At 61.7% G+C, this 13,210-nt stretch carries 10 protein-coding genes; 9 read left to right on the top strand and 1 reads right to left on the bottom strand.

The features are described 5' to 3' along the window. Window positions 1-9 precede the first annotated feature (9 nt). From I2I05_RS07910 to I2I05_RS07900, 3 genes are all read left to right on the top strand, one after another. On the top strand, window positions 10-1,344 hold the full coding sequence (locus tag I2I05_RS07910; protein WP_196281695.1) for a TldD/PmbA family protein: 1,335 nt from the start codon (window positions 10-12) through the stop codon (window positions 1,342-1,344). Window positions 1,345-1,527: 183 nt separating this feature from the next. Beyond that, window positions 1,528-3,177, top strand: coding sequence for a TldD/PmbA family protein (locus I2I05_RS07905; RefSeq protein WP_196281694.1), 1,650 nt, complete (start codon window positions 1,528-1,530; stop codon window positions 3,175-3,177). A gap of 73 nt (window positions 3,178-3,250) precedes the next feature. Continuing rightward, the gene (locus I2I05_RS07900; protein ID WP_196281693.1) at window positions 3,251-4,576 is read left to right on the top strand and encodes a TldD/PmbA family protein; all 1,326 of its coding nucleotides are present in this window, start codon (window positions 3,251-3,253) and stop codon (window positions 4,574-4,576) included. A 104-nt stretch (window positions 4,577-4,680) separates the two neighbouring features. Here the strand turns inward: I2I05_RS07900 and I2I05_RS07895 are convergent, their stop codons facing one another. Continuing rightward, window positions 4,681-5,307 (bottom strand): porin family protein, encoded by a 627-nt coding sequence (locus I2I05_RS07895; protein ID WP_196281692.1) that lies wholly within the window; start codon window positions 5,305-5,307, stop codon window positions 4,681-4,683. A 247-nt stretch (window positions 5,308-5,554) separates the two neighbouring features. On the opposite strand from I2I05_RS07895, the gene I2I05_RS07890 reads away from it, so the two are divergent. The 6 genes from I2I05_RS07890 (at window position 5,555) to I2I05_RS07865 (ending at window position 13,210) form a co-directional block, all read left to right on the top strand. Next, entirely contained in the window at window positions 5,555-6,178 is a 624-nt protein-coding gene (locus I2I05_RS07890; protein WP_196281691.1) for a DUF4159 domain-containing protein, read from the top strand. Window positions 6,179-6,295: 117 nt separating this feature from the next. Next, window positions 6,296-7,273, top strand: a complete 978-nt coding sequence (locus tag I2I05_RS07885) for an AAA family ATPase (RefSeq protein WP_196281690.1) — start codon at window positions 6,296-6,298, stop codon at window positions 7,271-7,273. A 77-nt stretch (window positions 7,274-7,350) separates the two neighbouring features. Then, the gene (locus tag I2I05_RS07880) at window positions 7,351-8,226 is read left to right on the top strand and encodes a DUF58 domain-containing protein (protein WP_196281689.1); all 876 of its coding nucleotides are present in this window, start codon (window positions 7,351-7,353) and stop codon (window positions 8,224-8,226) included. A gap of 145 nt (window positions 8,227-8,371) precedes the next feature. Further along, window positions 8,372-9,121, top strand: a complete 750-nt coding sequence (locus I2I05_RS07875) for a hypothetical protein (RefSeq protein WP_196281688.1) — start codon at window positions 8,372-8,374, stop codon at window positions 9,119-9,121. 193 nt (window positions 9,122-9,314) lie between these two features. Continuing rightward, on the top strand, window positions 9,315-10,949 hold the full coding sequence (locus I2I05_RS07870) for a BatA domain-containing protein (RefSeq protein WP_196281687.1): 1,635 nt from the start codon (window positions 9,315-9,317) through the stop codon (window positions 10,947-10,949). Beyond that, a complete protein-coding gene (locus tag I2I05_RS07865) occupies window positions 10,946-13,210 on the top strand; it encodes a hypothetical protein (protein ID WP_196281686.1) in 2,265 nt (754 codons plus the stop codon). The genes I2I05_RS07870 and I2I05_RS07865 overlap by 4 nt, the downstream gene beginning before the upstream one ends.

Below are 13,210 nucleotides of genomic sequence, written 5' to 3'. Positions count from 1 at the left end.
TTCTGAATCATGCCCATTCTTTCTAAAGACGATGCCCAGACCATCCTCAAAAAGGTCCTGAGCTTCAGCACGGCCGACGAGTGCGAGGTTTCCCTCAACGGCCAAATCGGCGGCAACGTCCGCTCGGCGCGCAACACCATCAGCACGGCCGGCGCCGTGGATAACGTGTCGCTGGCGGTGGAAAGCCGCTTTGGCAAGCGCAGCGGCGTGGCTACCTGCAACGAGTTCGATGAGGCTACTTTGCGCCGCTGCGTGCAGCGGGCCGAGGAAATTGCCAAGCTCGCACCCGAAAGCCCGGAGTACATGCCCCTGCTCGGCCCGCAGCAATACCAGGACAGCACCAAGGCCTTCGCCGCTGCTACAGCCGCCATCGACCCCGACTACCGGGCCCGCCAGATTGGGGCCAGTACGGCCCTCTGCGACCAGCGCAAGGTAAGCTCAGCCGGCTTCCTGGAAGACTCGGCGGGCTTTGTGGCCAAGCGCAATTCCAAAGGACTGGAAGCTTATCAGCAGTATACCAACGTGGAGTTCAGCGTGACGGTGCGCACGCCCGACGGCACGGGCTCCGGCTACGCGGCCGCCGACTACACCGACGCCAGCAAGTTCGACGCGGGCCGCCTCACCCGCGTGGCCGCCGAGAAGGCAACGTCGTCGATGAAGGCCCGCGCTATTGAGCCGGGCAAGTACACGGTGATTCTGGAGCCCAATGCGCTGGTTTCAAACGTGGACACGTCGCTGATGGCGGCCCTAATGGGCAGCTTCGATGCGCGCAATGCCGACGAAGGCCGCAGCTTCCTGAGCAAAAAAGGCGGCGGCAACCGCAAGGGCGAAAAGCTGTTCGATGAGCGGGTTACAATTTATTCAGACCCGATGAATGCCGAAATCCCCGACCTCATGTTTTCGGGCGACGGCCGACCGCAGAAGCGCGTGACCTGGATTGAGAAAGGCGTGGTCAAGAACCTCTATTCGTCGCGCTACTGGGCCCAGAAAGCCGGCATTCCCGACCTGCCCCGCCCCGGCGGCTGGATAATGGAAGGCGGCACCCAAAGCACGGCCGACCTGATTAAGGGCACCGCCAAAGGCATCTTGGTGACGCGCCTGTGGTACATCCGCCCCGTGGACCCGCAGACCTTGCTATACACCGGCCTCACCCGCGACGGAACCTATTACATTGAGAACGGGCAGATTAAGTTTCCGGTGAAGAACTTCCGCTTCAACGAGAGCCCCATCATCATGCTCAACAACCTGGAAGCCATTGGCAAGCCCGTGCGCTTGGGCGGCAACTTGATTCCGCCGCTCAAAATCCGGGACTTCACCTTCACCAGTCTCTCGGACGCGGTGTAGCTTTTCCCTAATGCTGCCCAAAGGCCGTCATGCGGAGCGCAAGCGGAGCATCTCGCTCGCCACCAGTAATCTCATTTAGAATTGGGTTACTATTGCATGCGAGATGCTTCGGCTGCGCTCGGCATGACGGCCTTTCGGCTTTTCGGTTTCAATTCCCCTTCACCCCTTTTATTCTGCACCTGTATGAAAAGACGCGACTTTGTAGGACTCACCGGCCTGGGAGCTGGTGCACTCTTTCTCCCGAGCCTGCCAGGCTTCGGCCACACGCCCGTTGACCCGGCTCGCCTGCTGGAACCCGGCGCCGACGTCATCGTGAAAAAACGCCTGGCCGACGCGGCCATGAATGCCGCCAAAACGGCCGGCGCCACCTACGCCGACGTCCGCATTGGCCGCTCTCTCAACCAGTACGTGTTTACCCGCGAGAAGCAGGTGCAGAACATTGTGAGCACCGAGAGCTACGGCGTGGGCATTCGGGTGCTGGTAGATGGCTGCTGGGGCTTTGCCTCCACCAGCGTAGTGACCGAGGCCAGCCTGGCCGCCACGGCCAGTGCGGCGGTCGATATCGCCAAGGCCAACCGATTGGTGATGAAGGTGCCCGTGCAGCTGGCGGCCCAGCAGGGCTACGGCGAAGTGAGCTGGAAAACACCCATTCAGCAAAGCGCTTTTGAGGTGCCCATCAAACAGAAAGTGGACCTGCTGCTGGCGGCCAACGCCGCTGCGCTCGATGCGGGAGCCAATTACATCAATTCGGGGCTGTTCCAGGTGAATGAGCAGAAGTACTTCGCCAGCACCGACGGGTCCTATATCGACCAGGATGTACACCGGCTGTGGCCGACGTTCAATGCCACAGCAGTGGACACGAAGTCGGGCAAATTCCGCTCGCGGGAATCGCTGAGCGCGCCGGTCGGCCTGGGCTTCGAGTACCTCACGCCCAACGCGGCGGAGCAGGTGCGCGGCCCGCTGGGCACCGATACCGTCGGCTATAAGCTGCGCTACGACATGCTGGCCGATGCGGCGCTAGCCGGCAAGCAGGCCAAGGCTAAGCTGACGATGAAATCTGTCACGCCCGGCAAGTACGACCTGGTGCTCGACCCTGCACACCTCGGCCTCACCATCCACGAATCGGTGGGCCACCCCACCGAACTGGACCGCGTGCTGGGCTACGAAGCCAACTACGCCGGCACCAGCTTTGCGACGCTGGAGTGGAAGGCGAAGAACCTGCCCTATGGTTCGAAAGAAGTCAACATTGTGGCCGACAAGCTCCAGCCCGGCTCGGTGGGGAACGTGGGCTACGACGACGAGGGCGTGAAAACCCGCGAGTGGGACATCATCAAGGAGGGAAAGCTGGTGAACTACCAGAAAATCAGGGACCAAGCGCACATCGTGGGGCAGAAGGAATCGGATGGCTGCGCCTATGCGCAGTCGTGGGAAGACGTGCAGTTCCAGCGCATGCCCAACATCAGCCTGCGCCCCGGCAAAGCCAAAATGAGCGTCGACGACATGATTAAGGGCGTCGACAAGGGCATTTACATTGCCGGCGCGGGCTCGTTTTCCATTGACCAGCAGCGTTTCAACTTCCAGTTTGGCGGGCAGTTGTTCTTTGCCATCGAAAAAGGCAAAATCACGGAGCCGTTGGAAGACGTGGCTTACCAATCGAATACCCAGGAATTTTGGGGAGCCTGCGCGGGCTCGTGCGACCAGTCCGACTACCGCTTGTTCGGCACGTTCTTCGATGGCAAAGGCCAGCCGGCACAGGTATCCTCGGTGAGCCACGGCTCGGCCACCACGCGCTTTAATGGCGTGAACGTCATCAACACGGCGCGCAAAGTTTAAGCGTCAGGCCGACCACACTCCTCTTCTTCAGAGAAGGAGCGTTTTTTCACCTTCCAAATCCTGCAAAATCATCATGGCTATTCTCTCCAAAGACGACGCCCATACGTTACTTAAAAAAGTCCTCAGCTATAGCACCGCCGACGAATGCGCGGCCTCGCTGCGAGGCCGCACCGCTGGCAACATCCGCTACGCCCGCAACAGCGTGAGCACGGCCGGCGCTCAGGACTCTGTTTCCCTGGCCGTCGAGGCGCGCTTCGGCAAGCGCAGCGGCGTTGCCACCTGCAACGAGTTCGACGAGGCCACTTTGCGCCGCTGTGTGCAGCGCGCTGAGGAAATTGCCAAGCTCGCGCCCGAAAGCCCGGAATACGTGCCCTTTATCGGCCCGCAAACGTATTTGAGCCCGCCCTCGTCGGCTACTACACTGCTCACGGCGGCCACCCGTGCCCAAGCTGCGGCCGAAAGCATGACGCTTTGTGCTGCCAAAAACCTCAGCGCCGCCGGATTTCTGGATGGCGGCACCCGGTTTGTGGCCCAGCGCAATTCGAAGGGGCAAGAAGCCTACCAGCAATCGACCAATACCGACTTCTCGGTGACGGTGCGCACGGCCGATGGCAAGGGCTCCGGCTATGCCATTGCCGACGTAACCGACCCGGCCAAACTCAACGCCAAGAACATCACCGAACGCGCCGCCAACAAAGCGCTGAGCTCGGTGAATGCCAAAGCCATCGAGCCCGGTAAATACACCGTGATTCTGGAACCCGCCGCCCTGATGGCCGGCGACGACCTGTCGCTACTCGGCGGGCTTGTGTACAGCATGGGCGCCCGCGAGGCCGACGAAGGCCGCAGCTTCCTGAGCAAAAAAGGCGGCGGCAACCGCAAGGGCGAAAAGCTGTTTGACGAACGCATCACCATCTACTCGGACCCCATGAACGCCGAGGTGCCCGGCAATGCCTTCGATGATGACGGCTTGCCCACCAAACGCCAGACCTGGATTGACAAAGGCGTCGTCAAAGACCTTTTTTACACCCGTTTTTGGGCGCAGAAGAACAATGTACCGGCTACGGCCTACCCCAACGGCTTCATCATGGCCGGGGGCACGCAGAGCACGGCCGACCTAATTAAGGGCACGGCCAAAGGCATTTTGGTGACGCGCCTGTGGTACATCCGCGAGGTAGACCCGCAGACGCTGCTCTATACTGGCCTGACGCGCGACGGAACGTTCTATATTGAGAATGGAAAAATCAAGTTCCCCATCAAGAACCTGCGCTTCAACGAAAGCCCCATCATCATGCTGAATAACATCGAGGCCATTGGCAAGCCGCAGCGCCTGGCCGGCTGCCTGGTGCCGCCGCTCAAAATCCGCGACTTCACCTTCACCAGCCTTTCCGACGCGATATAAAGATTTCAACGGTCGTGCTGTGCTTGGGAAGCAACTTCGGCGGTCGGAACGAGTCGTTCGGCTGCAACCCGTTGCTTTTTAAGCGCAGCACGCTATTGATGACCTCATTTACCCCCAAATTGGAAGGCCGCATAGAACTGAAACACCCGGTTCTGCAGGCGCGGGTCGTTGATGCCGGACAGGTTTTTGGCATCGTTGACATCGTTGAGCCCGGCCACGAGGCGGCCGCCCAGCGAGAAGCCGGAAGCGAGCTTGAGCCCGACGCCGCCAACCACACTGAAATCGTTGCGCTTGAAGCTGCCCGTCGCCAGGCGGGATTCGTTGCCGTAGGTCGGCGTGCCGTCGGGGGCCAGGCCTACCTGCATCATGCCCGACTGGTCGGCGCTGAGCAGGATGCCAAACTGCGGCCCGGCTTCCACAAACACAGGCCCCACGGTGAGCTTGGCCAGAACGGGCACGGTGAGGTACTGCAGTTTGCTGTCGTAGTCGGTGAAGGCCGATTTCAGATTGCCGCCCGCTACCGAGTACTGCACTTCGGGCTGAATGGCCAGCGGCCCCGCAATATTGGCCTGGTAGAAAACCCCCACGTGGTAAAATGCTTTGTAGGAAGAACTTTCGCCTTCGCGGCCGGTGAGCTCAGCCACGTTCAGTCCGCCCTTCACCCCCAGTTGTGCCTGCGCGAAGGGGATATAAAACATGCTTAGCAAGACGATAAACAGGGCTTTTTTCATGGGATAAACTATAATTTTGAATGGTGCGCGCATCCTGGCCGGGGCTAAATAAGCCACTTAACCCTGCCGCAATACTGAGTACGGCCGCCCGCCAACGCAAAGTTGCGACTTATCACCCAACCCCGGAAAAGGGCCTTTACTTTGCCAGAGCCCAACGAAAAAGCAACCCGTTTATTTTGAATCCGAATACCTCCTTAGCGAGCTGCTTACCCAACCCTAATTTTCCGCCTTTCCTCATTCGCTACCCGTGCCCGCTACCCCTTTCACATTTGTTCGCCTGAAATACCAATCCGGCGACTGGGACGCGGTGGACGAACGGATGCCCGCCAACCTGCTGCACTCGCTGGTGCAGTACACCACCGTGCCCGTAGACCCCAAGGAAAAAGTGGTGGCCCTGGATAGCCCGGAAATCTTCAACTACCCGTTTTGTTACTTGTCGGGGCACCGGCTGGTGCAGTTTTCGGCCGCCGAAAAAAAGAACTTCACCCTCTATGTACGCAACGGCGGCTTCGTGTTTGTCGACGATTGCAACCACGACATCGACGGCCTGTTTGCCCGCTCCTTTGAGGAGCAGATGCGCCAGTGTTTCGGCGCGGGCGCCCTGAAGAAAATCCTGAAAACGCACCCGATTTACTCGCAGTTTTTCAAGTTCAAAGATGGCCCGCCCAACACCGGGTTTGAGCTCAACGGCTGGGGCGACGACCTGGTGCACGACTACCTGAAAGCCGTGGAAATAAAGGGCCGCATCGGCGTGCTCTATTCCAACAAAGACTACGGTTGCGAGTGGGATTATGACTTCCGCAACAAACGCTTTCTAGCCGAAGACAACACCAAGTTCGGGGTGAATATTTTGCTGTATGCCCTTACCTAAAAAGCTCATTAACAACGGTCATGCTGAGCTTGCCCAAGCATCTCTACTGCATATATAATCATCTACTTACACGGTAAAGTTGCTTGGGCAAGCTCAGCATGACCGTTCAATACCCCAATGACCGAACAAGAAGTAAATACCCTGCTGGCCAAGCTGCCAGTGCTCAAAGCCGAAATCGCCAAGGTCATTGTGGGCCAGGAAACCGTGCTGGACGAAGTATTGGTGGCGCTGCTGGCCGGCGGCCACGCCCTGCTCGAAGGCGTGCCGGGCTTGGCCAAAACGCTGCTCGTCCGCACGCTGGCGGCCGCTACCGACCTGCCCTTTCGGCGTATTCAGTTCACGCCGGATTTGATGCCGACCGACATCCTCGGCACGGAGGTTTTGGAGGAAGACCACGGCACCGGGCACAGGTCGTTCAAGTTCAACCAGGGGCCCATCTTCGCCAGTCTCGTGCTGGCCGACGAAATCAACCGGACGCCGCCCAAGACCCAAGCCGCCCTGCTCGAGGCCATGCAGGAAGGCCACGTGACCTATGCCGGCACCGAGCACGCCCTGCCGAAACCTTTCTTCCTACTGGCCACCCAAAACCCCATCGAGCAGTCGGGCACCTACCCCCTGCCGGAAGCTCAGCTCGACCGTTTTCTGCTATACGTGCGCATCGGCTACCCCAGTGCGGCGGAGGAACTGGCCGTGTTGCGCGGCACCACCGGCGCGGCCGGGCAGCAAGTGCAGCCGGTGTTGGGCGGTGCCGATATTCGCCAGTTGCAGCAGCTGGTTCGGCAGGTAAGCCTGAGCCCCGAACTCATGGATTTTGTAAACCGCCTAGTGCGCGCCACGCGCCCGGCAACTTCCGAAGTTAAATTTATTCAGGACTACGGACGTTGGGGGGCCGGGCCACGGGCCGGGCAGGCGCTTATTCTCTGTGCCAAAGCGCGGGCCCTGCTGCACGGCCGCTTTGCCGCTACGCTGGAAGACTTGCACACCCTGGCGCCGCCGGTACTACGGCATCGGGTGCTGCTGAACTTCAACGCCGAAGCCGAGAACCTGACGGCGGACGACGCCGTGGTGGCGCTGCTGAAAGCCGTGGTGGTATAGCGCGGACTTGTAGTCTGCCTACGTGCTGCCCCCTATTCAATCGTTCAGTTTGCGGACTACAAGTCCGCGCTACTTCCATGCTTTCTCCTGAAATCCTGCACGGCCTGCGCAACCTGTCCCTCGCCGCCCGGCAAGCGGCGGAGGGCTTCCTGAACGGTGCGCACGCCAGCCGCCGCCACGGGGCGGGCATGGAATTCAGCCAGTACCGCCCCTACCAGCCCGGCGACGACCTGCGCCGCCTCGACTGGCGACTGGCCGCCCGCTCAGACCGCTACTACCTGCGCGAATCGGAAGTGGACACCAGCCTGACGGTGCACCTGCTGCTCGATGCCAGCGCCAGCATGAACCACCGCGACGACAACGGCCTGACCAAGCTCGACTATGCGCGCCTGCTGCTGGCTGCCCTTGCCTACCTCGCCCACCAGCAGGGCGATGCCGTGGGCCTCACGATTCTGAGCCCCGGCGGCTTGCGCCACCTACCCGCCCGCGCCGACACCCGCCAGCTACCCCGGATTTACCATGCGCTCGAAACGGCGGAAGCGGCCGGGCACTTCCCGGACGCGGCCACGTTGGCCCCGCTCACCGCCCGCCGGCAGCGGGCCCTCACGGTCTGCGTGAGTGATTTATACGAAGACGATTCCGAAATCAATGCTTTGCTGACGCGGCTGCGCGCTGTGAGCGGTGACGTATTACTCTTGCATTTGCTCGCCGATAACGAATTGAAATTCAATTACAAAGGCGCGGTTACTTTTAGAGACTTAGAAACTGGGCGCACGCTTCAGCTGGATGCCGACCAACAGCGGCCGGTATATCAGCAACAGCTGCAAGCGTGGCTGCAGGTGACGGCGCAGGCGGCCCGTCGGAAGGGGCTTGACTACCACCAGCTCAGCACTGCCGAACCGCTGGACCAGGCCATGCGGGAGTTTCTGCGGCGGCGGAATGCTTCTAGTTAAGGCATCGGGAATAGTAAAAAACACCTGGCTTAACCGGCCTCTAGGAGCGGCATCTCAGGCGGCAGCCGGATTTTGGGCCGGAAATTGCCCTGCAGAGTTAGCGGCCGGCACCCCGGCGTGCGTATAGCTCTTCTTTCCCAAACTTATGAAACGTATTCTCCTTCCCATTTCCCTGGTTGCCCTGATGCTTGCGCTGGCCACTGGCTCGGCGGCAGCCCAGCAAACGCCGGCCAAGAAACCGACGCCAGCAGCCAGTTCCTCCACCAAAACCTCGACTACAACCAAGTCCACCGGCACCACCAAACCCTCAACCGCTAGCAAGACTTCCATGACCAGCCTTGATAAGGAACTCCGCGCTTTCAGCAATTGGGTTGATGAGAAGCTTGAGTTGCCCATGGCCAACGTGCGCCTCGACTGGGGCGGCATCGAAGCCGAATACGCCCGCATGACCAAGCGCCTGGACGGTGCGGCCGACAGCCTGTCAGCGCAGTCACGTCGCGAATACCTGGGCCAGAAAGCCCGCTTCAAGGCCTGGGCTGCCGAAAATGGCCATCCCGTGGTGGAGGAAGTCCTAGTGGGAGAAGCCCGCGACAGTGCCGTGAGCGAAGTACAGCGCCGCTTACTTAGCAGCACCGCGCCCATCAACCGGGCCATGGCCAGCGCACTGCCCGACCTGTACGCCCGCCTCGTGGAATCGACACGGGTGCAGCACAAGCGCTGGACTGCCACCAACTGGGCCGAAGCCAACACCGTACTGGACCGCCTAAACGCCCGCTACGACCAAGTAGGCAGCCAACTGCCGCTCGAGGACCGAGCGCGGGTCCGCTCGTTGCAGGCCGAGTTTCGCACCCTTGAGAAAGTTCGCGACCTGAAAGGCATATTAGACGGCTTGTAAGCTGTCCCAATCGGACCAGTTTGCTCGCTTGCAGCTACTTTTGAAGTAGCCCTGCTGTCAAAAGCGCGTTAAAGCAAGGGGCCTTAGACGACGGCAATGGAAGGATGGCTGAATTGCACCCGTAGTTTTTACGGTGTTTGCAATTGTCGGAACATTTCCGCGTCTCTGTTCTGATTCCCTACTGACCTGCCTTTTGTTCACGCTTCTTACCCCGTCTGCCCTGTTGGCCCTGCTGGGGTTGTTGGTGCCAGTTGCCATTCATTTATGGAACCGCCGGCCGGGCCGAGAAATAGCCGTGGGCAGCCTGCGCTGGCTAGCCGCCGGGGCCAACCGTCGCCTGCGCAACTTGAAACCCGAGCAGCTCTGGCTCTTGTTACTGAGGGCCTCGCTGCTGGCCGTGCTGGCCGTTGTGCTGGCAGGTCCCGTGTGGCGGCAGGTGCAGCCCGCCGGCCGGGGCCAGGTGCTGGTGAGCCCCGAACTAATTGGAACGTCTGCCTTGGCAGCATCGCGGCCCACCATCGATTCGCTGCGTCGGCGCGGCTACGCGCTGCGGTGGCTGGCCCCGGACTTTCCCAAAATGTCGCGGGCGGCCTTGCGGGCTGATTCGCTGGGTCAACAGGATAGTGCGCAGGTGTTGGCGGCCGTGAACAAGACCGGTGCTGCCCACCTATGGGCCCGGGTGCAGCAAGCCAGCCAGTCGTTTCCCAGCCAGCCGCTCTATGTGCTTACCCCGGCAGCCCTGCGCGGTTTTCGAGGCATTCAACCGCGCCTTCCCGCTACCGTGACGTGGCAAGTGCTGCCTACCGGGGCATCTGACACCTGGCTACAGGCAGCCGCGCAGCGGGGCGATAGCCTGCGCCTGCTTGTGGGGCAAAGCAGCGAATCCCAAACGGCTTTTCGCACAACATCCGTGGCCCGGCCCCGGCCGGGAGGCGTGGTCCGGCTTGCCGGATTGCCACCATTTGAGTTGGTCACCAGCACGGCGGGCGACCAGCTTCGGCCCCTCACGCCCACCGCTGATTCAGCGACCAACAAGGTCCGGACCGTTGCAATTCGCAGCCAGCCAATTAGAATAACCATTTACGCAACCCCAGCTTACGCGGCGGATGCCCGCTACCTGCAAGCCGGCTTGCGGGCCGCGGCGGCAGGCTTGCTTGCCCCGCTGGTTTTGACTACAACCACAAGCGCGCCGGGCGCAGTTACTCCGCCGGATTGGCTCTTTTGGCTGTCGGACGCTCCCCTGCCCGCCGCATGGAATACCGCAGTGAGCCAAGGCACCCAAGTCTGGCAGGAAGCTTCCGGGCCCGGCGTTGCCGCCCCGGCGCGGTTGGCTGTCGTAAGCGCGGATGAAGTGCCCGCAACCGTTTTTCGGCGAAGTGCTGCTCCCAATGTGAGTACTGATTCAAGTTTCTCGCTGTGGACTGATGGACTGGGAAGAGCCGTGCTTTCGCGGCTGGCACAAGGCCGAGGCGCACACTACTACCTCGCCACTCACCTCAACCCTGCGTGGAGCGACTTAGCCGACAATCCTTCGTTGCCGGCGCGGCTATTGGCCTTGTTACAGCCCGAAATCACCGATGAAAACGCGCCGGCCCGCCTGACGCTCGACGAGGCGCTGGCCTCCCATGACCAACGTGCCCTCGACCCCGCACAGCTGAAACTAGTCGGCCCGGTCCCGACGGCCAATGCGGTTGCTCCAACTACCTCTGGCTCTCGCCAAACCGATTTGCGGCCCTGGCTGGTGCTAGCTGCGCTGCTGCTTTTTGCCATCGAACGCCTGCTGGCTCATCGCCGGGCAGCTCAGGCCTTATCCGTAACTGCCTCATGAGTCCGCCGGTTGCCCCTTCCCCAATCGCAGATTTAGCGCCAGCCCGGCAGTTGCTGCGGGCAGTTGGGCGCAGCTTGGGCTGGCGGCGGGCCGCTGCTGTTCTGCTACCCGCTACGGCTGGGGCACTGTTGCTGCTGGTGTTGAGCCAACATTGGCCCGCGGCGCGTTGGGTATGGGGAGGGGTGGCCTTTTTCGGCCTGCTTTTCACCGCCTGGCGGCTCTGGCCGCTACGCCAAATAAGCCCGGCTACCACCGCCCCCTTGCTTGACCGGCAATTTCCGGAATTGGAAGACAGCACCGGACTGCTGCTAAAATCAACTGAACGATTGAACCTGCTGGAACAGCTTCAGCAGAGCCGGGTGGCCCAGCGCCTGCACCAGCTTCAGGCAGCCGGGGTGCTGTTGCTACACGTAGCTTTTCGGCGCTCCCTCCTGCTCGCCGCCGGGCTATTGGCCGGTGCGGCCACAGCATGGTGGCTGCCGGCTACTGCTATTCAGGAAAATAAGGCCAGAAATGTGGCGGTGCGTTTTTCTACCAAGCTGCCCGCGGTGGCTGGCCAGAAGCCAGCTAGCATCGCCAGCACGCAGTTGTTGGTAACGCCGCCGGCTTACACGCGGCTGCCGGCTTTTGCGCCCGCGCAGGCTTCGTTTCAGTGCCCGCAAGGGTCGCGGGTGCGGTGGCAAGTGCGCGTGAGCGGCAGCAGCCGAACGGCGCCGGAGGTAGAACTGGGCCGGCAGCGGCTACGCATGCGGCCGGTAGCAGGCCAAGCAAACCTGTTTTTTGCAGAACAGACGCTGGCCACTTCTGCCCTGTACCGCCTGCGCTTTGCAGGCACGGTTTCCGATGATTACGCCATTGACGTACGAGCCGACCAGGCGCCAGTGGTTCGTATTCAAACGCCAAAACCTTACACCCTGGTGGAATTTGGTGTGCGCCCCGATTTGCCGGTGCGCGCCACCGTGCGCGACGACTACGGCTTGAGCCGCGCCGAGCTGGTGATTACCGTAGCGCAGGGCGAAGGCGAGGCCGTGAAATTCCGGGAAGTGCGCCGCGATTTGAGTGCGGCGCTCGGCGGGCAGCCGGCCCAAACCAGCCTGAGCAGCCAGCTCAACCTCCCCAAACTCGGCCTCACCTACGGCGACGAGCTGTATTTCTACATCGCGGCCCGCGACAACGCCGGCCATTCCTCGCGCACCGATTCGTACCTGGTGCAATGGCAGGATACCGCCGTGGCCGACAGCCCAACCGATATGGGCATGGGCATAAAAGTGGCGCCTGCGTACTTCCGTAGCCAGCGGCAAATCATCATCGACACCGAAAAGCTGATTGCCGAAAAGCCCAAGCTCGACGCCGCAACCGTGGCCACCCGCGCCAACAACCTCGGCTTCGACCAGCAGACGCTGCGCCTGCGCTACGGCAAGTTTATGGGCGAAGAAGTGGGCGGAAGCATGGGGCCCAGCGCTCCACATTCGCCCATTGCCGAGGATGAAGACGAAGAAGGAGCCGACCACACCGAGCACCCGGCCGAGGGCGCTGCCGAGGAGCACCACGACCACGCCACTTCGCCGTCAACATCGGCCAAAGCATCACCGACCGCCGCCACCGACGAGCTGATGGACCCCTACATTCACAAGCACGACGACTCCGAAACGGCCGACTTCTTGGAGCCGGCAGTGAAGGCCAAGCTGCGCATCGTGCTCGACCAAATGTGGGCCGCCGAGCTGCGCCTGCGCACCGGCCAACTCGCGGCCGCCCTGCCCTACGAATACAAAGCCCTGCGGCTGCTAAAGCAAGTGCAGCAGCAAACCCGTGCCTACGTCAAAAAAGCCGGCTTCGTACTCCAGCCCCTGCCCGAAGCCACGTTGCGCCTAACCGGCGACCTGGCTGGCGCAGCCGTGCCCCAACGCCAACAGAATTTGCCAACTCCCACTTCCCAGCCCGCGGTGCGGGCAGCGTTGCGCTGGCTGGCAACAACTTCTCCCTCCACCAAAACCAACCCCGCCGATGCGCGCGTGCTGGAGCAAGCGGGCTCGGCGTTGGCCGGCGCAGCGTTGCAGCGGCCGGGCATCTACCTGCCTGCGCTGCGTGCGCTGCGGGAGTTGGTGGCCGACGTGCGGGCGGGACGCCCGGCTTGCACCGCGTGCCGCGCTCCCGTGGAGCGGGGCCTCACCGACCTGCTGGCGCCGGCGGCGGCAGCGCCACTGGCCCCGCCGGCGCCCAACCGTCTGGCCCGGCGTTATTTCCAGGAGTTAAACCGCTAG

It is taken from the genome of Hymenobacter jeongseonensis (genome assembly GCF_015694725.1).
Taxonomy (GTDB): Bacteria; Bacteroidota; Bacteroidia; order Cytophagales; family Hymenobacteraceae; genus Hymenobacter; species Hymenobacter jeongseonensis.
The sequence above is the reverse complement of the archived record's forward strand: the minus strand, read 5'-3'. Positions and strand labels throughout refer to the sequence as shown.